Raw genomic sequence first — 24021 nt, forward strand, 5'->3', positions numbered from 1 at the left:
AATATATTGTATGAAGCCTACAATTACTAGATTAATATCTCTGGATGCACTCCGGGGTTTTACAATTGCCGCCATGATTTTGGTGAATTACCCAGGATCATGGAGCCATGTATATCCACCTTTACTGCATGCAGAATGGAATGGAATGACCATGACAGATTTCATTTTTCCATTTTTTATTTTCATGGTAGGCGTCTCAGTAGCATTTGCCTATTCTAAAAGGCTGGATGAAGGCATACCCAAGGGGGGAATGTACAAAAAAATTATTACCAGGGCATTAAAGCTTTTTGTCCTCGGAATATTTTTAAATCTTATTCCCGACTTTGATTTTTCAAACATGCGGATCGCTGGGGTTTTACAACGAATTTCAATTGTCTTTTTAGCAAGTTCATTTTTGTTTTTAAATGTGGGCTGGAAAAAGCAAGCCTACCTTGGTGGAGGAATCCTTGTATTTTACTGGTTATGTATGACCTTGATCCCTACTCCAGATGAAGGAGTGGTTATGCTCGAGCCAGGGCGAAACTTAGCGGCTTGGATTGACAGAATGTTCTTGCCAGGAAGAATGTGGGAAGTAACATGGGATCCAGAAGGCTTCTTTACTACTCTCCCAGCAATTGTTACAGGTATTCTGGGGCTTCTTGCCGGTAAAATTTTGTTATCTGTAAAAGGTGAAAATCTAAAATCAAATTACCTGATGTCCATAGGGTTAGTATTGGTTTTAATTGGTTTACTCTGGGCACAGGTTTTCCCTATTAACAAACACCTATGGACAAGTTCTTTTACTTTGATCACAGGTGGAGCAGGATTTATTGCTCTAGGCGCAAGTTATTTTGTGGTAGATATTCTAGGTAAAAAGAAAGGCACTTCGGTTGGAATCATTTTTGGCGCCAATGCCATAACCGTTTATGTTTTGGCAGATGTGTTGTCATTAATTTTTTACACGCTTGAGATAGGTGGTCAATCCCTCAACATGTATTTTATAGCTGCTTTTACTAGCATAGGACTTCCCGTCAAACTTGTAAGTATGCTGTATGCCATCTTGTTTGTAATGCTCAATTTCATTCCTGCATACTTGCTGTTTAAGAATAAGATCTTCATTAAACTATAATCCAATGCTTTCCCGTAACCTTAGTTTCTATTGCCTTGTATTGTTACTGTTTGGCCTACCTTTCGCAGGTATTGGACAAACTGGCAGTCCCCATGAGCCAGTACGTTATATAGGAGGCAACAGTATTGACCCAGATAAACATGAGGGCAGACTGAGGTACGCAATAGGTGTAGATAGCAGGCAAACGTTACGGGTAAATCGAACCAACCCTGAATGGGCTGATGATTTTGGTTGGACCTACAATCATGCCTCCAACCTTGCCTACTGGGAAGGGAAGTTTTATCAGCAGTACCTAAGTAACCCGGTAGATGAGCACATTGCTCCTGGACAGACTTTAATGACCACCTCCACCGATGGTAGAAATTGGTCGAAACCAGAAGTTATATTCCCTCCCTATCAACCCCCTGCTGGGATCAAAATCCCAGAAGGATACGATGGCTATATGATGCATCAAAGAATGGGGTTTTTCACAAGCAATAATGGCAAATTACTGACCATAGCTTTTTATGGACATACGGAAGATCCATTTGAAAAAGGTGGTATTGGAAGGGTTGTTAGAGAAGTAAAAAAGGATGGCAGTTATGGGCCCATTTATTTTATCAGGTACAATAGCCATACTGATTGGAATGCTTCAAATACCTCTTTTCCCTTTTACAAAACAGCTGGTGACAAAGCATTTGTAGCTGCTTGTGAGGAATTACTTTCCGACACGCTAATCACCTTGCAGTGGCGGGATGAAGACAATGGTTTAGATGGGTTTTATTCCGGGGAGCGTGGAGGCGAAGCCTTTTCCTATTATTCCCGAAAAGATGGAAAAATAGTCGGCTTTTGGAAAAGATCAGTAACTGCTTTATCAGACGACGGCGGCAAACACTTTTCTAAATTCGTAAAGGCACCAACCCTTACTATGGCCGGGGGAAAAGTTTGGGGACAGCAGACTGAAGACGATCGATACGCCCTGATCTATAATCCTGTAGACATAGACGAATACCGTTACCCGCTAATTGTAATCAGTTCAGATGACGGAGTGATTTTTGATGACATGGTTTTGGTTCAAGGTGAAGTCCCACCCAGAAGATTTTATGGGAGATGGAAAGATTTTGGCCCCTGTTATGTCAGAGGCATCGTAAAAGGCAATGGAAACCCTCCTGGCGATGACATGTGGCTTACCTACAGCATGAATAAAGAAGACATGTGGGTAAGTAAAGTGCCAACCCCTATTCGTTACACTGCCAATGGCCCTGTTGCAGATGACTTTAACCAGCTTGTTGAGAATGGAGCTATCCCGAATTGGAACATATATTCCCCCAAATGGGCTCCTGTCAATGTGGTAAATTTAACAGGAGAACATGGAATGGCATTGCAACTCTCAGATGAAGATCCTTACGATTATGCAAGAGCGATAAGGGTATTTGAGACCAGCCAAGATGTAACCATCAGTTGGGATTTTATGGTGCCAGCTGCCAACAAAGGCACATTGGAAATGGACATTACAGACCAGTTTGGTAACCGACCTATCCGATTAAAATTGACCCCATCGGGAAATCTTACCTATTTATCAGGAAATGAGGAAGTTAATTTAGGAGAGGTCACCCTTAATAAATGGAACAGTGTGAAATTGGACATACATGCAAGTATTTATGGTCAATTTGACTTTTATTGGAATGGAAAGCTTGTGGGCAAAGCACTACCCCTTACAGAAGCTGTAAAATCTGTTGAGCGGATTTCCTTTAGAACTGGGGAATACAGAGACCTGCCCAATAGAAAAACTCCAAACGAAGACATTGAACCTCCACTACCTGGAACGGATACAAAAGAACCCTTGGGGAGATTTTTTGTGGACAATGTATCGGTCCAACCCAAATAATAGCTTGAATAACTTCTGCTATTAAATTTAACTAAAGGGAAGTGTATAGGTGTTCAATGTCTTAACGATTGATTTTCGCTGGTACCAATCATTGAAAACAAATTCGACTTGGTCAAATAGCTGTCGTCCGAATTTATAATTGCTAAAAGCCTCCACTAAAGCTAAAACCGTATCCGCTTTTTCTACGGACTTCCTAAACCTTACCACGGTACTGTGTGCTGTCACCAATTTATAGCGTTTGTCCAACGACTGCTCCACATTCGAGCTAGCAAAACAATTCCTGAGATTTTGCCTAAACCGATTTAAATCATCATTTAAGGGATAACCTTTTATAATTAAACAAGACGGTGAGGCAAACACTCCCTCAAAGTTAAGTTCGATTTTACTTATTCCTTCCAAGGCATTTTGAATAAGGCTATCGTAATTATCCAGGTCAAGTTTCTCCATAGAGAATCCCGTGTAACATGAGATGATGGGCATAACGGTGACATGCAGGTCAGTTGCCTGATAAAAATATTGTTCAGGAAGAACTTGTTGAGCCTTTAGGATAAACGCTTCGAATGCTTCTTTCACCTGTCTATTAGGCCTAAGAAGCAACGTCAAACCCCTTCTTAGATCCATTGGATTATCTAAATCAGCATCTTTAGAAAAGCCCTGTTTATTTATAGTGACCAGCGCTGAATCATGCAATTTGGCATAATGATTCCTTAGTTCCATTACACTTCGTCATACTTTCTGAAAATCAACTGAAGTAATTCAGTCACTTCCTCAGAGTGAATGTCCCAGTTCAGGCTCAAAACGAAACTCCGGTTAAGTAAATCAATGGCTTCAAAAAAGCTATCCGTTGCATCTAACTCGAAAATGGCTTGATCCATCAAATCGGGATTGCCCTGGAACAGCCTTTTGGTAAACATTATGCGCTGATTGATCCCCATACCTTCTTTCAAATGAGAAATACTTCCTTTCATATAAGGGTTTTCCTCAGCATCAAACTTGGCCCAAACAATTGACGGGTCTATCGTTTCAACTTGCTTTTCAGTTGGGGGTTCTTCTTCTTGAATAGGAATTGAGGATTCAACTTCCTGCGGTTCCGCAATTACTTCAGTTTTTTCAACAATATAATGTTTAGGCTCTTCTTCTACCTCTTTTTCCTCTTCAGCCATAACTTCAGATTTGGCTTCCTCAGGTATGGCTTTGAATAGCCTATCAAAATTTAAGGTTAATATTTCTTGCAAAGGCGAAAGCAGGGCTAAAGGTTGAGGCGAATCATCTGATTCTTTTTCAAACCCTTCATACAATTTTTGTTTCCAAAAAAGGCTACCTGAATCTGCTGCCCATTCTTCTGCCGCAGGTATCCAAGACTCCGGGTACCATTTTATGTACTTTTTCAATTCTTTTACATAGGAAGCATTTTCTTTATGTTCCTTTTCTAAAACTGACTCCATGAAATTTACAGGATCCACAGCAAGAAGAATGGTTTTTCCAACTGCCCGTGCCAATAAAGGCTCAAAGGCTATCTTTTCAATTTTAATGGCTCTGGAAAGCACATTCATAAAAGTGGACAAGGCTTCTTTTACCACATCGTCCTGGAAATCAAAATATGGGTTTTTAGAGAATGAATCGGTTTGTTTTTGCCAGTCCTCAAAAAGCTCTCTGATAACCATTAAATTAAGTTGATAAGAATGGGTTAGCTCAATTATTTCTTGCCCCCTGATGTACTTTTTATGGGTATAATGATTGTCGCAGATTATTTGAGAAAAATCTCTGGAATAACTGTCAATATAATCCTGATCTAAAATCATTTGTTTCGTCATATTACTTGAATTTCTCCCTATTATACAGAGGTAAAGTTATGTAATTTATTCTTTAAATAAAGAAGCTGTAAGAATTGTAAACGCCAAATCCACTTCCAGCTTTCTAAAACGAATAAAGGACACCTACACTAAATTATAAAACCATTCAGCACCAAACACTTAGGGGTTTTCTTGTACACTCTTATTGGAGTTCATTTAAAACTTAATTTTAAATGAAAATGAATCTGGTATAAGGCTTTGCACTAAGCTATGGTAGCATTTCGCTGATAAAATCTTGCCTTCTTAGCTTTGCTGCAAATAAACAAAATACATGTAAAACAGAAACAGCTGTAACCTAAAACCTTCTAGTACTGTTTGGATTAGCCGATTTACCTGCAATTTCGTCCGTTATTGAAGGGGACTTGGGCTGTCCATTTCATATTCTGATGCTTAATATTCCTATAATTTTTATTAATAAATATAAATCAATTAATTTTGGCTGTTTAAACATTACTCAAATTTATATCGGTATTGATCCAAACGCCATATTGGATCAAATCGATTAGCAAGATTTTTTACCATATCCATAATTTATGTTTATTGAACCAACTTTAGGAAAAACCGGTAATAAAGGACCAAAGGGTCAACTAGAGGTAATATGTGGTTCAATGTTTTCGGGCAAAACGGAAGAATTGATCAGACGTTTAAAAAGGGCTTTAATAGCCAAACAAAAAGTCGAGATTTTCAAACCGGCCATAGACAAAAGGTATGATCAAAACAATGTAGTTTCACATGATGAAAATATTATCCGCTCCACCCCCGTACAATTCGCAGAAGACATTTTGCTTCTTGCGGGAAATTGTGATGTGGTAGGGATCGATGAAGTTCAATTTTTTGATGCTCAGATTATTCCTGTTGTAGAAAAACTAGCAAATGCGGGTACAAGGGTAATCATTGCCGGACTGGACATGGATTTTGAAGGCAAACCATTTGAGCCTATGCCTCAACTATTGGCAACTGCAGAATATGTCACTAAAGTACATGCTATCTGTATGAAATGCGGTGATCTTGCTTCTTTTAGTTACAGACTTTCGGCGGACAAAAACAAAGTGCTGCTGGGAGAGAAAGAAAGCTATGAGGCCCGATGCCGCAAATGTTTTTATGACCTTTAGGTAATGGCCCAATGCTGAAAAAAACGACTGGTATAGTAATTGGATATACGAAATACAGGGAAACATCAATAATCACCAAAATATTCACCCGGGAACTAGGCCTCAAATCCTATGTCGTAAACGGTGTGAGGAGCTCAAAATCTTCCTCTAAAGTCGCCCTTTTCCAACCTTTAACACTTGTTGATCTTGTCGTATACGATAAAGAAAATGCCAACATCAATAGAATCGCTGAAATAAAATCAGACAGTAGTTTTCAGCGGATTCCTTTTGACTTTATTCGGTCCGGAATAAGCCTGTTTGTGGCAGAAATAATGGGAAAGGTAGTTTATGACAACTATCAGAATGAATTGCTCTTTGACCATCTCAGAAAGGAAATCCTAACCTTAGATGGGGAACATTACCAACCAGCTTTATTCCCGCTATACTTTCTGATCAGCACTTCCCGCTATTTGGGTTTTGAGCCTGAAGATGCTACAGATTTTTACTTACAACTCCCCGTTGATCAATCAGGAAGGACTTATAACAGTAAGGTACAATTTCTGGATCAAATCTTAGAAAGTGAAGACCAAACTCCGCCAGTGATTCCAGGCAATGCCAAAAGGCAATTGTTAGACGATTGGATATTATTTTATAAAATCCATATGGACGGATTTGGAGAAATAAAATCTTTGTCCGTCTTACGAACCCTGCTCTCCTAAAATAAATCCTTACTACTTAATTTATTGTAATATTACGAGTTTCGCTAGCAAAGACACCGCTTATTTCTTGGTCATTGGCCGCACTGACCAGACTTATTTTTAAGCTATGAGGTCCTTTTGGGAGCTTTGACAATTCCACAGGGGCTATCTCTTGCGTGAAATACTCCTGCCCATCTATTTCAATCTTCACTTTCACACCATCATTTGCTGGTCCTCCCCCCAAATATAGAAAGTCAACAACCACCGTTTCTGCTGGCGCATAAGTTTGTTGCTCACCTGGAAGGTGTAAAACAAGATAAGGGACATCGTCCTCAGGAAAAGGCCTGGAATCTCCCACCGTAAAATCTCTTGAAGAAAAATTACCATATTCTTTCAAAGCCAGACCTTGCTCATTGAGTAAAAAAGCCACTGCCCTGTAGGTGCCTTTATTTAAATCCATCAGGAAATTGGGCATACTATACGGTTTTGGAGAGGCTCCATTTATTGATAACATCAATGGATTTTCTTTACCTAAGCCGTGGTTTCGAATATTAAAAGAAAAAGAAACTTTCCCCTCCTTGAAATTTTCATTCCCTATAGGGTTGTAAATATCCAGCATAGCATCAGGATTCATTTCAGCTTGAAGTTGTTTAAAGACAATATTTTCGACTGTTTCTTCAACTGAGGCAATTGAATCTGTGACTTGTTGGTCGCTCGTGTTTTCTGATTTATTACTTGAGGAATCACAAGAAATAATGGCTACTATTACAAGTGCTAGTCCGATACAATTATGGTGAAATTTCATATTGGGTTTTTCATAAAAATCTAACGAAAAAGATACATCAACTATTTTAATATTTCGAGAAAACACTACTAAACGGGCTATTTCCTATTTTAATACTACATGCTTCGGTCCTAGCCATTCAACATTAACATTTCTTTCAATTTCAGTCACCAATTGAAAATCTATTCCGTAATCCGGCTTCAAAGGTATTTATTTTTAACAATAAAAAAATTACCTTGCATCAAACTTAAAAATCAAATGGGCGAAATTTTATTTGAAGAGGTTCCATGTCTTGACTTGGAAGATTTTGTTTCTGGCGACAGAAGTAAAAAAGCTGCCTTTGTAAAGAAACTAGGAGAAGCTTACGAGAACATAGGTTTCGTGGCTATAAAAAATCATGGCCTCGACCAAAGCCTACAAGATGACTTGTATGCTACTATTAAGGATTTTTTCTTGTTACCAGAAGAGATAAAATCTAAATATGAAAAGCCAGAAATGGGCTTTCAAAGGGGCTATGCTGGTAAGGGAAAAGAACATGCAAAAGGCAGGAACACCGGTGATTTGAAAGAATTTTACCATGTTGGTCAACCACTTGACATGATTTCAAATGACGATCCCGTAAAAGAAGAATACATCCCAAACATTTGGCCATCAGAAGTCCCTGGATTTAAAGAAACTTCTTTAAAGGCGTTTCAGACTTTGGAGGCTGCTGGGAAAATCATGCTCCAAGCCATTGCCTTAAATTTAGGACTTAAAGAAAGTTATTTTGATAGCAAAATTGAACATGGAAATTCAATCTTACGCTCGATTCACTACTTCCCTATAGAGGATACCGACTCAATTCCAGAAGATGCTGTACGCGCTGCCGAACATGGAGACATTAATTTTATCACTTTATTGATGGGAGCCAGTGCTGACGGCCTACAGGTCTTGCGAAGAGATGGGAAATGGATCCCTATCACAGCCTTACCCGATCAATTGATCGTAAATGTCGGAGACATGCTGGAAAGATTGACCAATAAAAAGCTCAAATCAACCATCCACAGAGTGGTAAATCCACCACGAGAGCTCATGCATACTAGTAGGTATTCCATTCCATTTTTCTTACACCCACGCACAGAAATGGACTTGAGTTGTCTTGATTCGTGTATAGATGAGGAGCATCCAAAGGCCTTTGAGGATTGCACCGCTGGTGAGTTTTTGGAGGAAAGATTAAAAGAGTTAGGCCTGAAAAAATAAAATACTCCTATGACGGACATCAGGAAGGTACGGTATTATATATATCTGAAAGATGTGCTCGTACTTTCTCTGACCGCTTTTGGGGGACCGCAAGTTTTTTTGGCCATGGTTTTAGATATCATGGTCAAAAAAAGAGGTTTTATCACAGAGAAGGACCTGCTGGAATTAAATGCCCTGTGCTTGGTATTGCCAGGACCTACTTCTACACAGACCATATCTGCAATAGGCTTTAGAGTTGGTGGGCCACTTCTAGCTTATCTTTCTTTACTGGTATGGGTGCTGCCTGCTACCATTTTAATGATCGCCACAGCCTTTTTGATAGAGTACCTGCAGTCCAACACCAAAGGAGAGCTGGGCTTTGCAAAATTCATTCAGCCCATGGCGATTGGATACATTATCTACGCTTCCCAGATCACGATTAAAAAAATGATCCATACGGTAGAAGCTGCCATCTTAATGATGATTGCAGCCTTTATCGCCTTCTTTTACAACTCCCCATTTATTTTCCCCATCATGCTGCTTGTAGGTGGTTTAATTACCACACATAACTACAACAAACAACCAATAATTGAAGAGAAATCGGAAATAAACGTTTCTTGGTCTAATTTCATTTTATGGGCGGGAGTGCTAATTCTTGCAGCTATTCTAGGACATTACACAAGATTTTTGCCGGTAAGATTATTTGAGAATTTTTACAGAAATGGGTCTCTAATTTTCGGAGGAGGACAAGTGCTAGTCCCTTACCTCTATACGGAATTTGTGGAGTTTAAAAACTACTTAAGTTCAGAAGAATTCTTGACTGGCTATGCCATTTCTCAGAGTATTCCGGGACCAACCTTTAGTATAAGCTCCTATATAGGCGCTTTGTCTATGAGGGAATGGGGAGCCACAGGCATGATTGCTGGCGGACTAATCGCCGCTGCAGGTATCTTTTTACCTGGTACATTTCTTATTTTTTTCGTGATTCGATTTTGGGACGCCCTGAAAAAATACCGGCCTGTAAGAGCTGCTTTAGAGGGTATAAATGCTGTCAGTTGCGGAATGTTAATTGCCGCAGCTTACCTTTTATTTGAACCCATGGAAAATAATTTCATCAATATAATGATTATCATAGGCACTTATATTTTATTAAGGTATAGTAAAATTCCCTCCCCTCTGATCATCGTAATTGGAGCAGGAATAGGACTGATTTACCAATGGACTATTAATAATGTATTACTTTAAGCATATTGGGAAGAAGTCGTTCTTTTTTCATAATAAGCCTTCTTTAAATCACTTAGGTATTTCAATGCCAAGGAGGGGAGAAGTATTATACCTCAATTGGTTTCATCTCAACGCTATTGTGACTGCTCCGATGAAATAGGTACATATAAATAAAAATCCCTAAAGGTAAAAAGCAACTGAGTACAAACATGCCTTCATGGAAATAGGCCAACTCCCCCCATTTCTGCCATATGTATAAACCTTGGCAAAATAATAACATTTCAGAACCTATAAACCCTACATAAAATGGCCAAATCGCTGGTTTTAATACGCCAACAGAAGATCCTGAAGCATGGATATTAAAAAAGGAGAACAACAAGTATGCAGAAAACAACCCTAACATATTAAGGTGAATAAAACCAACGATAAATACACGAAGAAAAACGGCCATTTCGGCTAGCACCGGCACTACGAGCAGCGATTGAAAGCCCACCCTAATAAGTCCTACTATTAAAGCCAGAATTAAAAATGGTTTCGCTGGTGATGAGAAAGTAAATAATGATTTTAGCGCAGTTTGTCTAATGGAAATTACAATTGCCACTAAGCCAATAAACTGAATAAGAACCCCGAGAGCATTGATGTAATAAGCCCAGTTCCACTGATAGGCCCAGAACAAAACCAATGCAAAAGTTAAAATTTGGCTACTTAAAGTCAACCAGTAAACAATACGAAAACTTGACCATGAAAAGACAGGATTGAAGTCTTTTAAAACGAGGGTTATAAGAGCAAACAATAGCCAGCCATTGAACTGGAAGTGTAGGTAAAATTGAATGGCTATCTGATAAAGTATCCCACCACCACCTCCAGATCCCATAATCACAGCGACCGCCCAAACACCCAGTGTAGATAGGACAAGAAAGCTTAATGCGGTTTTTAATAAGAGGTTTATTTGTAAATCTTCCTTTTTATGGTCTTTCCATACCCTGAAAACAAAAAGGTAGCTTAAAAGAATATGTAGGGAAGAAAAAAATATTGAAAATCCTGCATAGCCTTGCAAAGGAAAGGCTATCATCATACCAGTTACAGCCATTTGAGTCAACCAAAACAGCCATGAATAGATGGGTTTTGAAGCCATTTCCTTGGAAAGAAACCTACCGTGGATCATTAAAAAGAAACCAATGTATAGCCATCCTAAAAGGGCAACATGAGAATGACCATGTAGCATGTTCTTGTATTCCAGCCAGTTTAATTCCCAGACAAAAACAGCCCTAAGCAACAAGCCCATAACCGCCGCAATAAAAAAATTAAGCATTGAAATTAAAATCCAGGATTTCTTCATTTTTCGACTGTTTGTGAAATGGACATTCTTACAATCAACGCCCTAACCAATAACCTCACTGATTCATGTTAAACAAAACTACTTATAAATTAAGATAGTTTTATCTTTTTATACGCTACCATGGTAAATAAAAAACTATACCCTTATTTTAGACGAAAAAGCTAAAAGTTTATAACCTCTAATTTCTAGCCCCATTTTGTTAAACCATATGGTAAGTAGACAATTATAAAAAAAAATACCACTTAAATTTTGAGTTTTAAAATATTTATCTACATTTGTAGAACACGATAAGCAAACATAGAATGAATTTATCTAAATCCGAGGAAAAACTGATGGAATTGATCTGGTCGAACCAGCCCATATTTATGAAAGAACTATTGGAAGTTCTTCCGGAACCCAAACCTGCTCCCAGCACCGTGGCAACATTACTGAAACGTATGCAGCAAAAGGGATATGTGGGGTTTAAATTGTTTGGGAATTCAAGACAATACCACGCACTTGTAAAGAAGCCTGATTACTTTTCTGGACAGGTAAAAACCATTATTAAGGATTTTTTCTCTGATTCTCCCCTTCAGTTTGCCTCATTTTTCACCAAAAAAGCTGACCTAAGCACAAAAGAATTGGAAGAAATAAAAAAACTCGTCGAAACAGAAATTGAAAGGAGAAAAAAATGATGGTAGACCTGATCAAATTTATCGCTTGTTCGGCATTTCTTATGCTGCTCTTTCGTCTTTTTCTGGCCAAAGAGAAAACATTTTTATTAAACCGTTGGCTGCTTATCATTTTGATTCCAGCCGCCATGGTAGTTCCCTTACTTAGCATACCAGTATTTGTGCCCCAGGAAATCGCTGTCCTAGAAAGCGCAGTACAGACAAGCTTCCTTCAACAGGTCCAGCAGCAATTCCAAGCCTCTCAGGTTATAGATTCCTCCGCGACCTCAACTGCCAACTCGCCCCTATTTTGGTTTTTAACAATTTATCTGGTAGTGTCAATGGTCCTTCTCATTATAAAATCTAGTGCATTGATCAGGTTAATTCACTGGACCAAAATGGATTCATTAAAGCCCATGAAAGGAGCAATGCTCATTCTTTCAGAAAAAGCCTTGTCACCATTTAGTTTTGGCAAATTCATTTTCATGCATCCCTCCACATATAAAGAAGACAGCGGAAAAACCGAAATGATCTTAAAACATGAGCTCGCCCACATCAAACAAAGCCATTATATTGATTTGGCGATAATGGAGTTTTTTACAGTGGTTTTTTGGTTCAATCCGATCGTTTTTGCGGTGAAGAAAGCCATGGTACTTAACCATGAATACCTTGCCGACCAAGAGGTTCAAAATACTGTTCATCCAATAAAATACAAAAAACTCCTCCTAAAACTCACTGTTCAAAACACTTCTATGGCATTGATTAGTGCCATATCTTCTTCCACACTAAAACACCGATTAATCATGTTAAATAAACCCTCAAAGAAAACGACTATGCGCCTTCGAATCGTTTATTTCAGTTTATCAACCTTACTGATAGTTGCAGGATTTTCGTTAAAAATCAATGCCCATCAGTCAAGGAATATACCTGCATCTACTTATACACCATTGTTGAAGCACCCAAATCTCACATTGGATATGAAACCCGAATTTCAGGGGGAAATAAGCAATGGAGAAATTAATTCAAATAAGAATGCGTTGAAAGTTAAAGCTAAATATTCCAATGGAATGTGGAAAGGTACGGTCCAAGATTCCAAAGGAAAGCTACTTGCAGGTGCCATTATCATAATAGAGCAACCTAAAACAAAAGCGCCAATAGGAACTGTAACAGATATCAATGGAAATTTCTCTATAAAAGCAAGTTCAACCGCAACCCTTATTGTAAGTTTCAAAGAATATAAAAGCGTGAAATTAAAACAAAATTAAACCTTAGCATCCAATTAAAACAGACTGTTAAGCAACGCGGGTAGCATTAAAAACTAATATAAGGCCATAAAAAAAGGTTACATGATAATATTCGTGCAACCTTTTTTTATGACAATGAGTAATAAAAACAACACTAGGCAACTGATTTAATTTGTTTATTATGGTATATTTAAAAAAAATGAAATTTTAAAATAATTTACAACATTTTTACAGATTTAAATATCAATTTTTTATATTTATTCCAAATATAAGGTAATTCAAAAATTAGTATAACAATACATGATAAATGTCATGGTCCCACCTAATTTTTGCTTTATCATGTGGAAAAATCTATGCCTATTTTTATCACCTAATACGGTATCATAGAAGCTTTAAAAAAATTACAACCTATATAACTAATTTATAATGGATATAAAAAAAGTAAATTCAATTAGAGGATATTTTTATCTTTTTATCCTTTTAATTCCTGTTATTGTTGCTTGCCAAAGCAATGAATATGAAAAAAGATACACCCCTAAAAGCGTGACAGATTATACCAAAATTAAAGTATTTGGAGAAGAACAAGCTACGCTTACCGCACCACCAAACGTACCTCCCCCGGTAGGTAATCGTCCTGCAAAAAAAATATTTGTGGAAATGGAAATTGTGGAAAAGGAAGGTGAAATGGCAGATGGGGTTACCTATATGTATTGGACTTTCGGTGGCTCAGTACCAGGTTCTTTTATCAGAACCAGAGTAGGAGACGTAGTGGAGTTTACCATCAGCAACCATCCAGACAATAAACTACCCCACAATATAGACCTTCATGCCGTCACTGGACAAGGAGGTGGAGCTGAGGCTTCATTCGTAGCACCAGGCCAAGAAAAGGTGTTTTCTTTTAAAGTTGTCAACCCAGGCTTATTTGTTTACCATTGTGCTACAGCTCCAGTAGGAATGCACATAGCCAATGGCATGTATGGACTGATATTGGTTGAACCAGAAGGCGGATTACCTCCTGTGGACAGAGAATTCTATGTAATGCAAGGTGACTTTTATACGGAAGGAAAATTTGGTCAGCAAGGATTACAACCATTTAGCATGCAAAAAGCCATTGATGAAAACCCTGATTATGTGGTATTTAATGGAAATGTAAATGGCCTTTCAGGTGACAATAGCATTACGGCTAAAGTAGGTGAAAACATCAGGATATTTTTCGGTAATGGAGGCCCAAATTTAGTTTCCTCCTTCCATGTTATCGGGGAGATTTTTGACAAAGTATACCTTGAAGGTGGGGAACAATTCAACCATAACGTGCAAACAACCCTGGTTCCCGCTGGTGGCTCTGCCATTGTAGAATTTGTAGCCGATGTCCCCTCAAATTTAGTATTGGTGGATCACAGCATTTTCAGGGCATTTAATAAAGGGGCTTTAGGCATTCTCTCCGTGTCTGGAGAGGAAAACAAGGCAATATTCGCAGGAGCAATTATGGAAGGAATTTATCAACCTGAAGGCAGTGTAATACAGAATATGCCTAAAAGTGAACTGGAAATGGAAGCGCCTGTAAATCTAAGCAAAGAAGAACAGCTTATTGCTGGGAAAAACCTATACATGCAAGCCTGCTTTGCCTGTCACCAACCTAATGGTGAAGGAATTCCAAATGCTTTCCCTCCACTTGCTAATTCGGATTATCTAAATGCTGATGTCGATCGCTCTATTGATGTTCTACTGCACGGACTCTCTGGTGAGATTGTAGTAAACGGCAAAACCTACAACAGTATAATGCCTGCACAACAAATGAATGATGGCGAGATTGCCAATGTATTGACCTACGTATACAATAGCTGGGGCAATAATGGAAAAGTCGTTACACCACAAATGGTAAAAGCACAGAGACAATGAAAAACTGGGTATTGATAGGGGCACTTGCATTGATCCATTTCTCCACTTTTGGTCAGGAAAATGCGATGAGAAAAATAGATGGTGGGACCTACCTCCCACTCTATGGCAACTCAAATGAAAAAGTAAATGTAAGTGCCTTTTACATTGACCCACTACCTGTAACACATGAAGCCTACTTGGAATTCGTTATAGAATATCCTGAATGGCAAAAATCTAAAGTAAAGGGATTATTTGCGGATAAACGATACCTGGAAATTTGGGAAGGTGATCTTTCCTATCCTTTAGTTTTGAAAAACAGTCCAGTCATACAAGTTTCCTGGTTTGCAGCCAAAGCTTATTGTGCCTGCCAAGGCAAACGCCTCCCTACAGTCGATGAATGGGAATATGTTGCCATGGCCAATGAAGTAAAAGAAGATGCCCGAGGAGACAGTCTTTATAATTTAGCGATTTTAAGAAGCTATGAAACCCCTAAAACCTATTTACTGAGTGTTGGAAGCCAAGCAAGTAATGTCTACGGAGTGTATGATTTACATGGACTGGTTTGGGAGTGGACCCTTGATTTCAATTCCATCATCATCACAGGGGAGTCGAGAAACAATGGCAATACAGATCAAGGCTTATTTTGTGCAAGTGGCGCATTAGGTGCCAATGATTTGATGAACTACGCGGCCTTCATGCGGTATGCTATGCGTTCAAGTTTAAAGGCGCGTTACAGCATGTCCAACCTGGGTTTCAGGTGTGCTAAAGACATCGAACAATAAATTTAATGCGGCAAAACTGCCATAATTAACACGATCATGAAAACATTAATCACTTTAATATTAACCCTTGTTTTGCTTCTTCATGGGTGCAAAGAAAATACAACTTCAACCAAAATAACGCCAAAAGAAGGTAAGGAATTGAATGAAATGTCCATTTATAATTTACCCAGCAACTGGAATACACAAGATGGCAACCAAATAGCTTTCATAGACCTAAAAGGGCAGCCACTAGTAGTGGTAATGATTTATACTTCATGCCAGACTGCTTGCCCAAGATTGGTTGCTGATATGCGGTTTATTGAAGAAAAAGTGGGCACGAAGGCAGCGAAGCAACCCCGTTATGTCATGGTGAGTATAGACCCATTGGTTGATACTCCTGAAAGACTTAAGAAATTTGCGGCTGAAAATCATATGAATGAAGATCAATGGCTATTTCTTCAAGGTACGGAAGAGAGCGTGAGAGATTTTGCCAACATTCTATCCGTAAAATACAAAAAGATAAACCCTATGGATTTTTCGCATTCCAATATAATTAGTGTCTTCGACAAGGAGGGGGTATTGCAATACCAAAAGGAAGGGTTAGGCTTAGAAAATGATGAGATTGTTAATCAAATTCTTGAGATCAGTAAAATTTAATCCCAAGGTTGATACAACCCTTTTACCAAGTTCGTCCGGCCATTTTGAAACTATAAATAGACTTAAAACATTGAAAATTGATGGTTAACCTCAAAACGATTAAAAAAAGTTAACTGTATTCCCCCCTTGCGTTTTTCTAATTTTAACCTAGAGGGCTCCTATTCCTTGCTTGGTAATAGGCAATTTTTATCTGAAACATTTCGGCCATCTTTGCTGCTCTCCAGAGGGCTTCAGTTGTTTTTTCTCCAAGAAAATTCTCCCTGAGTGTTTCCTGAAATAAGAACAACCAACGATCAAAATGCTGCTTATCTATCGGCAATTTAGCATGTGGTGGAAAGGGACTCCCATAATAGGTATGTTCCTTCAGTAAAACCGTCTGCCAAAATAGGTACATCTTTTCAAGGTGTTTCTCCCAATTGCCTTTAATTCTTTGTTCAAAAATTGGCCCTATTAGGCTGTCTTGCTTTACTTTTCCGTAAAAAAGATCCACCAACATCCTAATTTTATCTATTGAATCTAAATCTTCTTTTTCTTTCCCCACCTTACAATTCAATTAAAGATTATCCAATATAAGTTGACAAAGTAGCTTTTCCAGAAACAACTTCTTGTGCAAGTCCCTTTATCGTTTTCTCTGAAAGCAATTTTGCCAAATTTTCTCTGATTTTTTTATAGTCGTCATGAATGGGACAAGGATGGGATGCTGAACATTCCTTTAAACCAAGACCACATCCTTTAAAAAGCTTGTCGCCATCGATGGCTTTTACAAGGTCCAATAAACGCATGTTTTCTTGGTCATCACTAATATAAAACCCACCATTTGGTCCTTTAGTAGAACTGACTAAATCTTGTTTGGCTAGAGATTGCAAAATTTTGGCAGTAAAAAATTCAGGAGCATCTATTTCTTTGCAGATGTCCTTAACACCTAATTTCAAACCTTTTGTATTTTGAGACCAGATGTAGATAACTGCCCTGATTCCATATTCACATGCTTTAGAAAACATTTTTATTTTATTTATTTAACCCAAAATTTGTCGTCCCACTCTTCCCTGGTGGGTTTATGGATTTCAGCTACCTTCTCTTCCATTTCCTCTAGTTCTTTGCTTTGTAATTCTACTTGCAAATATTGGAAAAGTTTCCTTTCCTCAAAACGAATGTGTGCTTCAACCAGCGAACAAAGTGCTGTCAATTGCACTGATAATTGTTCTTCTTTTAGAACGTCAAGTTTCTTAAATAGCTTTCTGATTTCCTTGTGTTGTCCTTCTACTTCTTTTCTTAGCAAATCATTTTTTGCCATATAGGAGAATATCACCTTTTCTTCTAAGGAGAAATGAGGTTCTAGATGGGTTGAGAAGAAATATTTCACATATTCATGCAACCTTGATGGTTCAATTCCTTTCTCTTGCCCCTGCCGTACCTTCCATACTAACAACAAGCCAAAATGATGATCTCTAGAAACTGGCACAAATGCCGGATGTCTCTTTAGTGGTTTTCCCATAACAGGCTTACTTTTTATAGGCGAACAAACGCCCAATATTTAAAAACTATTCAAAGATAAAGAGTACACAGCCAAATAAAAAGACATTTTTATCTTTAATTATCAATATACAACATTACCCATCGTAGGCAGGTCTAACCCCATCTTCAAAAGAGCAACCAGAAGGTCATCATCTGATTAGGAACCTTGCACCTAAAAATCCAAAGCTGGATTTTATACCCTAAACTTCAGATATGTCTATATAACAAATATTGTGTATTTATGTTATAAATGAACTTAGCACCTTATCCGTTCGAAATAAAACTCTATGAAATGTTTTGTGATGTACCTACTAAAATCATCCCTATAACAGCGGATTTCCTAGTTCACAAACAACCAAATCCTTTTCTCAAATCAAGAAAATCTATCCACTGAAGAAACAAAACGATTTGGTGAATTAATTAAACTGGGTATCAAGCAAATTAAATCAGATAAGTCACCACATAAACTACCTTGGTTGGCTTTTAAGTTCCTTTCCCTGGAAATTAACTCAATAAATATTGGCTTCAGATTGTGAAGCCAAATTCTCCGATAAACCTATTAATGCTTGATGGAATCTCTCCAAAATTTTGTTGTGCAAATTAATCCTTTAGAAAGGTAATTAATGGATTAATAAAGCCATTGAAATCTTCAATATGAGGCAAATGGCCAATCCCTGGAAGTTCAACTAGCTGCGCGTTGGGAATCCTTTCTTGCGTTATTTTACCCAATTCACTGTACAATCCCATCGTTTTCCTCACTTCTTCAGTTACCAAAGGTTTACCAAGTGCCGTTCTGTCTCTAGTCCCAATAATCAATAAAGTCGGTGAAGAGATCTTTTCAAACTCATAAACTACAGGCTGAGTAAAAATCATATCATAGGTTAGTGCCGCGTTCCAGGCAATGGTTTCATAAGATGAATTAAGCGTCCAACCCGCCAATAGATTTACCCATTGATCGTATTCAGGTTTCCATTGATTGTCATAATAACTTTCAAGTTGGTACTTTTTGATGCCATCATAATTCTTTTTGAGTTCATTTTGGTACCACCACTCAACAGGTTTATAAGGAACCTTAAGCTTCCAATCTTCAAGGCCTATAGGATTTTCTAAAACAAGCTTTTGGGTTGTTTCAGGATACATTAGCGCAAACCTGGTAGCCAACATTCCTCCCATAGAATGACCCAAAATGGCAGCATTTTCAATGTTTAAGGAATCTAGCAGGGTTTTGGTATTTAACGCCAATTGCTGAAAAGTATAATGAAAATGAGCTGGCTTAGAAGATTTTCCGAATCCTATCTGGTCTGGAACAATCACCCGAAAACCCTCCTTTGTCAGTGCGTCAATTGTAGTTTCCCAATAAGCGCCATTGAAATTCTTCCCATGAAATAAAACTATATTCTTCTCATTATATTGGTCAGGTTTTATATCCATATAGGCCATTTTTAATTCTTGTTCTTGGATATTTAACGACAAATAGGACACTGAATAGGGATATTCATAATTTGAAAGTTCAATATCCAACCATTGCAGCCCTTTGTTTTGTGCCATGGTAAACTGATAACTACTTAAAAATAAGATTAAAATTAATATTCTGTTTTTCATTTTCAATGCTTTTATGGTCTTCAATGTTGGTTAGGAATCTAAAAGGAAGGTTACTATATTCTGCCAAAAGAAAGGCATTACACACCTGTTTTTCAGGCCACACCTTGTCTATGGGACAAAAATTAAACCATTTCCTGACATTAGGCTACCTTGATAAAACTAGGTTTCGTTCTTACCCTTTAAAAAGCGGATATCTTATTTGGGCTGGTAGGTAATATTTTGGGAATCTATTGAAATTCGAATGAATTCAATTGTGCTGTTATCAGTTGTTTGAACTGCTGATATTTAAAGGTAGTTATTATAGCTTAAAAATCAATTTCACAACCTTCAAAGCTATTGATTTGAAAGTCTGCAATCTCAAATTTAATAGAGCTGCCTTTATATGTAAAAGCGATTACTTTCATGCCTGCACTTTTTGCTGCCAACATTCCTGAATAGGAATCTTCTATTACAATACATTGCTCCGGCTTGGCCCCTAATTTATCGGCAGCACTCTGATAGATTGCCGGATCGGGTTTACCTTTTAATTCATGTTCTGCGGATAATGTGGCATCAAATAAATGCAACACACCAAGTTTTTTCAGGACTACGGGGATAATTCTATTGGGAGAGTTGGTGGCCAATCCGATTTTGTATTTATCCTTCTTTAACTTTTCTATAAAAGGTTTTACACCCGCTATCAAACAGTCTTCTGCCTCAATAAATGCTATCACTCTGGAGATAACCAATTGTTCTACAGTATCAAAAGCTACAGTTTCCCAAGGAAATTTGTTGTACCAAAACCTTACCACCTCAATCGTAGTCATGGACTTGGTCAATAAGGCCCCTTCGTCTGTAACCTTAACTCCTAAAGCGGTGAAAACTTCAAATTCAGCTTGTTTCCAATATCCTTCAGAATCAACCAACACCCCATCCATATCAAAAATAAATGCCTTGCAATTCATTATCGATTAATATATTATTTTATAACTATCGTGTCTCCTCCCTCTTGAATCCTATTACCGAAATTCATAGAAAAAAAAATTAGCGCATTTTTCCCCCGGAGCTAACAGTAATCAAAAATAGCAATAATATTATTCTAAAATGATTGAATCAGGTAAGAATGGCTGTTACTTATCGGACCTTTTATTTTTGGACCTGGCGTCGAGCTTTGTTGAAAGTTTCCCCCTTACCTCATTCAGCTTCATGGTCATTGAAACCGCTTGATTTTCAATCCATTCGTTGTATTCTTCAATGGCCTTTAGCCTTAAATTATTATCTAAATATCCTTCCTCAACCATTTGTGTTAAATCAGCTACTTTCGCCCAAATGCCAACTTTAGCTTTAAAATCAGACCTTCCTTTCTCATAATGCTCATCCGAATTCATCTTCTCAACCTCCACCATTCCAATTTCTTTCATCAGGTCAGGCAAATCATCCGCAATGTCATTGTTCATTCCTGCGTCCTTTCTCCATTTCAAGAAAATCGAATAAAATGCTTTCATACTTTCCGGAGGTTCCGGATGCCATTCTATTTTGTTGTGGTTGTAATCCAGAATCGAAATCATCCCCCCTGGCAATAACAATGATTTCATTTTTAACAGGGCCTGTTTCGGATTCTTTAACCATTGTAAAGTTCTTGCTGAAGTAATCAAGTCAAATTTTTCATCGGTTTCAAAATCAAACAAATCTGAATGAATAAGATTTAAATTTCCTATATCCTTATAGCTTTCTTTACCGCTTTCAATAAACTTTTCTGTATTGTCTATCCCAATAACACTCCCCGAATTCCCAACAATTTTTGCCATGTCTTTAGAAATTGACCCTGTCCCACAGCCGACATCCAAAACGAACATTCCTTTTTTAAGAATAGGCTCAAGTGTTCGATAATCAATTTTTAAACTTCGACTATCAAAAATTTTTGTACTTGTTTGTGTATCTCTTTCAATGGGTTTATTTCCTTCCATTATACTCGTTTTTTCCCTAACTATGGTGTTAATAATTACATCCTGTTTCGTTCTTCCTGAGATCCTGTTTCCCGATTTCTTTTCTCCTTCACTTTTTGATTGCCAAATGGTATGGAAAAAGTCAATTGAAAAACCCTTTCTGAGAAATCATTGTCCCCAAAGGTTCTAATACCTAACTCGGGTTGATTGTACTCCCATTCGATATTACCACTGGTTGTTGTGATGTCCTGTACATTAAAGGTAAGGATACTCTCATTCTTGAATTTTTTGTTAATTCCAAAATTAATATCATGGCGTAAATATTTAACTTGATCACCATCTAAAAACGGACTCATGTATCGAGCATCGATATTTGCCGTCCATGAATTTCCAAGGTCAAAAACATTGGTAAGCTGGGCGGTGAAGGTAAAGAGGCCTTTTTCAAAAGGCTGGGATCGATTAGATGCATCTATTACTTTTTTGTAGGCAACATCCAAGTTCCAGTTCATGTCCCAGATTTCCCCTATTTTAATAGGGAAACTCGTGTTTATCAAATAGCCATCCATGCGGTCAAAATTTGTAGGAATACTTATCTGTAGGTTTCTTTCTTTGTCCACAGTATTATAAAATGCAATGGCACCAATGGTTCTATTGATTTCTACGGCTATCAAAAAAGATCCGTGGTTGTAAGCCAGCCTATAGGCATTGGTAAACGACGGCCTGATGCGCGTATTGGAACTGGCAAACAAGGTAGGATCAATTAAAACATAGTATCCTGCCAAATTATGAAAAGAGGGTCGCTCAATCCGTCTGTTAAAGGACATGGTCAGGACGTTGGTAGAATCAATTGCATAACTAGTTCTTACCACTGGAAAAAGATTATCGTATGATAGAATAAAGTCGTTTTCTCCTCGGCTGTCATCAAGCACATAATTATAATGCTCCATTCGAAGTCCTAAATTAGTTTCCCATTTCTCACCCCATTTTTTAGTATGTGAGGCATAGGCTGCAAGTATTTTTTCCGAAATATTGTCCTCAGTAGTGAAGCCCTCGTCCTCCTCCCAAATACCAGCAATTCTATTCTGAATCAGGGATTTTGTATTTGAGTTGTTGAAAGTCCCCTTAATACCGGTTTCCACTTTGCTATCCTTCCGGATATCCAACTCAAAATCAGCTCTGAAGGTACTAATTTCAAATTTTGACGCACGATCAGTTGCTGTTTTTTCTTTGGTTTCGTCTGAACTAAGATAAGAAAGTTCTGAGGAATTTTGCACATCAAGCGTTACCCTATCGACATCAATATTTATGGAGCCATTGGCACCAATTTTTCGAAAATAGTTCAGGTTAATAAATGCATTTCGGTTAGGGTTGTCAATATCAAGTAAGTATTCTGAATTGGTATTAGGAATTGAATTAACGGTACCATTGGACCGGCTGGTAAAATCATGTCCCAGAAAATTATTTTTTGAATACCCGAACAGTCCTCCAATAGTACTCTTTTTATCGATTTCAAAATCAGCTCCTAGATTAAATCCCAATGAATTGTTAATTGGATTTACAAACTGAAAATTGTTCTCATAAAAAAACCGATCCCCTTGATAATCATATTCTCGAAAATGATTAATCAATGTTTTGGGTGATCTGCTATTAAATCCAGTAGCATTACCATAAATATTCAAGCCATTGTTTCGATAATTAAGATCGACACTGCCGTTGAACTTTTCTCTTTGTCCCATACCAGCAGTAAGGCTTACGCTGCCATTTAAACCATAGGCATTGTTCTCTTTCATAACGATGTGTATAATTCCTGCCGCATTGTCAGCATCATATTTAGCTCCAGGTTGGTGGATAAGTTCTATGCGGTCGATATTTTCTGCGCGCATCCCCTTTAGCTGTTGTATCAAATTGGCCGTGGGTACACGCGATATTCTATCATTTATCATTATCAATGCCTCACCCTTGTTGTTTAAACTAATGCTATTCGCATTTTCTTGAACCGTTACTCCAGGTGCTTTTTGTAGCAGTTGTAAGGCATTGTTACCGCTAAAAGTCGGTAAGGACCCAACGTTTATGATAAGTCTATCACTTTTTTGTTCAAATAGCATTTTTCGCCCCACTACTTGAACCGTTTCCAATTGCTGGCTTTTTGTGGTCAGTTGGATTCTCTCTAATGTTAGTTCATTGCTTCCTGAAATGGATAAAGACCTGAAGTAAGGCTCATATCCCAATTGTGAAATATTGAGTAGGTAATTACCATCAGGAATTCGCTTCAACTCAAATTGGCCTATTGAATCGGTGGACACTCCCATGACCATAAGCGAGTCCTCATTTTGCAACAAGAGAACATGTCCAAAAGAGGCAAATTCCCCGCTGGCTCCGTAAACATGACCTTTAACGCTCGTTTCCTGTGCGTAGGTATGAAAACAACCCAACATTGCCAATACAAACAAATATTTTATACAATGTTTTCTCACGTGTTCTACTTTTTAAGGTTTTCTAGCCACAGCGATGATTTATCTTATATTCAGGAATAATCCCAGCTTGGTAAGGGGCAGTACCAATTGTCTATTTCCATCTAATTCTTTGTAGGTCAACATTGATTTTCTA

22 protein-coding genes are annotated in these 24021 nt (G+C 37.9%); 11 read left to right on the plus strand and 11 right to left on the minus strand.

The genetic code is table 11. The features are described from left to right. Positions 1-10 precede the first annotated feature (10 nt). Together AAC073_RS22200 and AAC073_RS22205 are read left to right on the plus strand one after the other, a co-directional pair. Positions 11-1108 carry a DUF5009 domain-containing protein gene (locus tag AAC073_RS22200; protein WP_339926017.1) on the plus strand — a complete coding sequence of 366 codons (1098 nt, stop codon included), beginning with the start codon at positions 11-13 and terminating at the stop codon, positions 1106-1108. 4 nt (positions 1109-1112) lie between these two features. Next, positions 1113-2975, plus strand: a complete 1863-nt coding sequence (locus tag AAC073_RS22205; RefSeq protein ID WP_339926018.1) for a hypothetical protein — start codon at positions 1113-1115, stop codon at positions 2973-2975. 27 nt (positions 2976-3002) lie between these two features. On the opposite strand, the gene AAC073_RS22210 is transcribed toward AAC073_RS22205, so the two are convergent. Next, the gene (locus AAC073_RS22210) at positions 3003-3692 is read right to left on the minus strand and encodes a hypothetical protein (protein ID WP_339926019.1); all 690 of its coding nucleotides are present in this window, start codon (positions 3690-3692) and stop codon (positions 3003-3005) included. Further along, positions 3692-4789, minus strand: a complete 1098-nt coding sequence (locus tag AAC073_RS22215; protein ID WP_339926020.1) for a hypothetical protein — start codon at positions 4787-4789, stop codon at positions 3692-3694. Before AAC073_RS22215 ends, AAC073_RS22210 begins: the two co-directional genes overlap by 1 nt. Before the next feature lie 572 nt (positions 4790-5361). Between AAC073_RS22215 and AAC073_RS22220 the strand changes: the two genes are divergently transcribed. Together AAC073_RS22220 and recO are read left to right on the plus strand one after the other, a co-directional pair. Further along, positions 5362-5940 (plus strand): thymidine kinase, encoded by a 579-nt coding sequence (locus tag AAC073_RS22220; protein WP_339926021.1) that lies wholly within the window; start codon positions 5362-5364, stop codon positions 5938-5940. Positions 5941-5951: 11 nt separating this feature from the next. Continuing rightward, positions 5952-6638 carry a DNA repair protein RecO gene (recO, locus tag AAC073_RS22225; protein ID WP_339926022.1) on the plus strand — a complete coding sequence of 229 codons (687 nt, stop codon included), beginning with the start codon at positions 5952-5954 and terminating at the stop codon, positions 6636-6638. Between the two features lie 16 nt (positions 6639-6654). Here the strand turns inward: recO and AAC073_RS22230 are convergent, their stop codons facing one another. Then, the gene (locus AAC073_RS22230) at positions 6655-7422 is read right to left on the minus strand and encodes a hypothetical protein (RefSeq protein WP_339926023.1); all 768 of its coding nucleotides are present in this window, start codon (positions 7420-7422) and stop codon (positions 6655-6657) included. A gap of 237 nt (positions 7423-7659) precedes the next feature. Here AAC073_RS22230 and AAC073_RS22235 point away from each other — a divergent pair, with 237 nt between their 5' ends. Then, entirely contained in the window at positions 7660-8640 is a 981-nt protein-coding gene (locus AAC073_RS22235; protein WP_339926024.1) for a 2-oxoglutarate and iron-dependent oxygenase domain-containing protein, read from the plus strand. A 9-nt stretch (positions 8641-8649) separates the two neighbouring features. Beyond that, positions 8650-9864, plus strand: a complete 1215-nt coding sequence (gene chrA, locus AAC073_RS22240; protein ID WP_339926025.1) for a chromate efflux transporter — start codon at positions 8650-8652, stop codon at positions 9862-9864. Positions 9865-9949: 85 nt separating this feature from the next. Here the strand turns inward: chrA and AAC073_RS22245 are convergent, their stop codons facing one another. Then, positions 9950-11182 carry a hypothetical protein gene (locus AAC073_RS22245; protein WP_339926026.1) on the minus strand — a complete coding sequence of 411 codons (1233 nt, stop codon included), beginning with the start codon at positions 11180-11182 and terminating at the stop codon, positions 9950-9952. 302 nt (positions 11183-11484) lie between these two features. Between AAC073_RS22245 and AAC073_RS22250 the strand changes: the two genes are divergently transcribed. The 5 genes from AAC073_RS22250 to AAC073_RS22270 all read left to right on the plus strand — a co-directional run bounded on the left by AAC073_RS22250 (position 11485) and on the right by AAC073_RS22270 (position 16372). After that, positions 11485-11856: a BlaI/MecI/CopY family transcriptional regulator gene (locus AAC073_RS22250; protein WP_339926027.1), complete on the plus strand. Its 372-nt coding sequence runs from the start codon at positions 11485-11487 to the stop codon at positions 11854-11856. After that, positions 11853-13097, plus strand: a complete 1245-nt coding sequence (locus tag AAC073_RS22255) for a M56 family metallopeptidase (RefSeq protein ID WP_339926028.1) — start codon at positions 11853-11855, stop codon at positions 13095-13097. The genes AAC073_RS22250 and AAC073_RS22255 overlap by 4 nt, the downstream gene beginning before the upstream one ends. Positions 13098-13502: 405 nt before the next feature. Further along, positions 13503-14975 carry a copper-containing nitrite reductase gene (gene nirK / locus AAC073_RS22260; RefSeq protein ID WP_339926029.1) on the plus strand — a complete coding sequence of 491 codons (1473 nt, stop codon included), beginning with the start codon at positions 13503-13505 and terminating at the stop codon, positions 14973-14975. After that, on the plus strand, positions 14972-15736 hold the full coding sequence (locus tag AAC073_RS22265; protein WP_339926030.1) for a formylglycine-generating enzyme family protein: 765 nt from the start codon (positions 14972-14974) through the stop codon (positions 15734-15736). Before nirK ends, AAC073_RS22265 begins: the two co-directional genes overlap by 4 nt. A 36-nt stretch (positions 15737-15772) precedes the next feature. Continuing rightward, complete coding sequence (locus AAC073_RS22270) at positions 15773-16372, plus strand: SCO family protein (RefSeq protein WP_339926031.1); 600 nt, start codon at positions 15773-15775, stop codon at positions 16370-16372. A gap of 142 nt (positions 16373-16514) precedes the next feature. On the opposite strand, the gene AAC073_RS22275 is transcribed toward AAC073_RS22270, so the two are convergent. From AAC073_RS22275 to AAC073_RS22305, 7 genes are all read right to left on the minus strand, one after another. Beyond that, positions 16515-16913: a group III truncated hemoglobin gene (locus AAC073_RS22275; protein ID WP_339926032.1), complete on the minus strand. Its 399-nt coding sequence runs from the start codon at positions 16911-16913 to the stop codon at positions 16515-16517. 19 nt (positions 16914-16932) lie between these two features. Then, the gene (locus AAC073_RS22280) at positions 16933-17373 is read right to left on the minus strand and encodes an Rrf2 family transcriptional regulator (protein WP_339926033.1); all 441 of its coding nucleotides are present in this window, start codon (positions 17371-17373) and stop codon (positions 16933-16935) included. 11 nt (positions 17374-17384) lie between these two features. Further along, complete coding sequence (locus AAC073_RS22285) at positions 17385-17867, minus strand: hemerythrin domain-containing protein (protein WP_339926034.1); 483 nt, start codon at positions 17865-17867, stop codon at positions 17385-17387. Between the two features lie 620 nt (positions 17868-18487). Further along, positions 18488-19489 (minus strand): alpha/beta hydrolase, encoded by a 1002-nt coding sequence (locus tag AAC073_RS22290; protein WP_339926035.1) that lies wholly within the window; start codon positions 19487-19489, stop codon positions 18488-18490. Positions 19490-19794: 305 nt separating this feature from the next. Then, positions 19795-20433, minus strand: a complete 639-nt coding sequence (gene hxpB, locus AAC073_RS22295) for a hexitol phosphatase HxpB (RefSeq protein WP_339926036.1) — start codon at positions 20431-20433, stop codon at positions 19795-19797. A gap of 165 nt (positions 20434-20598) precedes the next feature. Beyond that, positions 20599-21435 (minus strand): class I SAM-dependent methyltransferase, encoded by an 837-nt coding sequence (locus AAC073_RS22300; protein WP_339926037.1) that lies wholly within the window; start codon positions 21433-21435, stop codon positions 20599-20601. Positions 21436-21470: 35 nt separating this feature from the next. Continuing rightward, positions 21471-23888 carry an outer membrane beta-barrel family protein gene (locus AAC073_RS22305; RefSeq protein ID WP_339926038.1) on the minus strand — a complete coding sequence of 806 codons (2418 nt, stop codon included), beginning with the start codon at positions 23886-23888 and terminating at the stop codon, positions 21471-21473. Positions 23889-24021: the final 133 nt, after the last annotated feature.

This window comes from uncultured Cyclobacterium sp. (assembly GCF_963977555.1).
Taxonomy (GTDB): Bacteria; Bacteroidota; Bacteroidia; order Cytophagales; family Cyclobacteriaceae; genus Cyclobacterium.

What these genes read in the sequence shown, in the direction of transcription:
- AAC073_RS22280 (WP_339926033.1), bottom strand. Translation starts at nt 17,373, where the DNA reads ATGTTTTCTAAAGCATGTGAATATGGAATCAGGGCAGTTATCTACATC.
- AAC073_RS22220 (WP_339926021.1), top strand. Translation starts at nt 5,362, where the DNA reads ATGTTTATTGAACCAACTTTAGGAAAAACCGGTAATAAAGGACCAAAG.
- AAC073_RS22245 (WP_339926026.1), bottom strand. Translation starts at nt 11,182, where the DNA reads ATGAAGAAATCCTGGATTTTAATTTCAATGCTTAATTTTTTTATTGCG.
- AAC073_RS22265 (WP_339926030.1), top strand. Translation starts at nt 14,972, where the DNA reads ATGAAAAACTGGGTATTGATAGGGGCACTTGCATTGATCCATTTCTCC.
- AAC073_RS22250 (WP_339926027.1), top strand. Translation starts at nt 11,485, where the DNA reads ATGAATTTATCTAAATCCGAGGAAAAACTGATGGAATTGATCTGGTCG.
- AAC073_RS22285 (WP_339926034.1), bottom strand. Translation starts at nt 17,867, where the DNA reads ATGGGAAAACCACTAAAGAGACATCCGGCATTTGTGCCAGTTTCTAGA.
- AAC073_RS22230 (WP_339926023.1), bottom strand. Translation starts at nt 7,422, where the DNA reads ATGAAATTTCACCATAATTGTATCGGACTAGCACTTGTAATAGTAGCC.
- hxpB (WP_339926036.1), bottom strand. Translation starts at nt 20,433, where the DNA reads ATGAATTGCAAGGCATTTATTTTTGATATGGATGGGGTGTTGGTTGAT.
- nirK (WP_339926029.1), top strand. Translation starts at nt 13,503, where the DNA reads ATGGATATAAAAAAAGTAAATTCAATTAGAGGATATTTTTATCTTTTT.
- AAC073_RS22200 (WP_339926017.1), top strand. Translation starts at nt 11, where the DNA reads ATGAAGCCTACAATTACTAGATTAATATCTCTGGATGCACTCCGGGGT.
- AAC073_RS22210 (WP_339926019.1), bottom strand. Translation starts at nt 3,692, where the DNA reads ATGGAACTAAGGAATCATTATGCCAAATTGCATGATTCAGCGCTGGTC.
- recO (WP_339926022.1), top strand. Translation starts at nt 5,952, where the DNA reads ATGCTGAAAAAAACGACTGGTATAGTAATTGGATATACGAAATACAGG.
- AAC073_RS22270 (WP_339926031.1), top strand. Translation starts at nt 15,773, where the DNA reads ATGAAAACATTAATCACTTTAATATTAACCCTTGTTTTGCTTCTTCAT.
- AAC073_RS22205 (WP_339926018.1), top strand. Translation starts at nt 1,113, where the DNA reads ATGCTTTCCCGTAACCTTAGTTTCTATTGCCTTGTATTGTTACTGTTT.
- AAC073_RS22235 (WP_339926024.1), top strand. Translation starts at nt 7,660, where the DNA reads ATGGGCGAAATTTTATTTGAAGAGGTTCCATGTCTTGACTTGGAAGAT.
- AAC073_RS22300 (WP_339926037.1), bottom strand. Translation starts at nt 21,435, where the DNA reads ATGGAAGGAAATAAACCCATTGAAAGAGATACACAAACAAGTACAAAA.
- AAC073_RS22255 (WP_339926028.1), top strand. Translation starts at nt 11,853, where the DNA reads ATGATGGTAGACCTGATCAAATTTATCGCTTGTTCGGCATTTCTTATG.
- chrA (WP_339926025.1), top strand. Translation starts at nt 8,650, where the DNA reads ATGACGGACATCAGGAAGGTACGGTATTATATATATCTGAAAGATGTG.
- AAC073_RS22215 (WP_339926020.1), bottom strand. Translation starts at nt 4,789, where the DNA reads ATGACGAAACAAATGATTTTAGATCAGGATTATATTGACAGTTATTCC.
- AAC073_RS22290 (WP_339926035.1), bottom strand. Translation starts at nt 19,489, where the DNA reads ATGAAAAACAGAATATTAATTTTAATCTTATTTTTAAGTAGTTATCAG.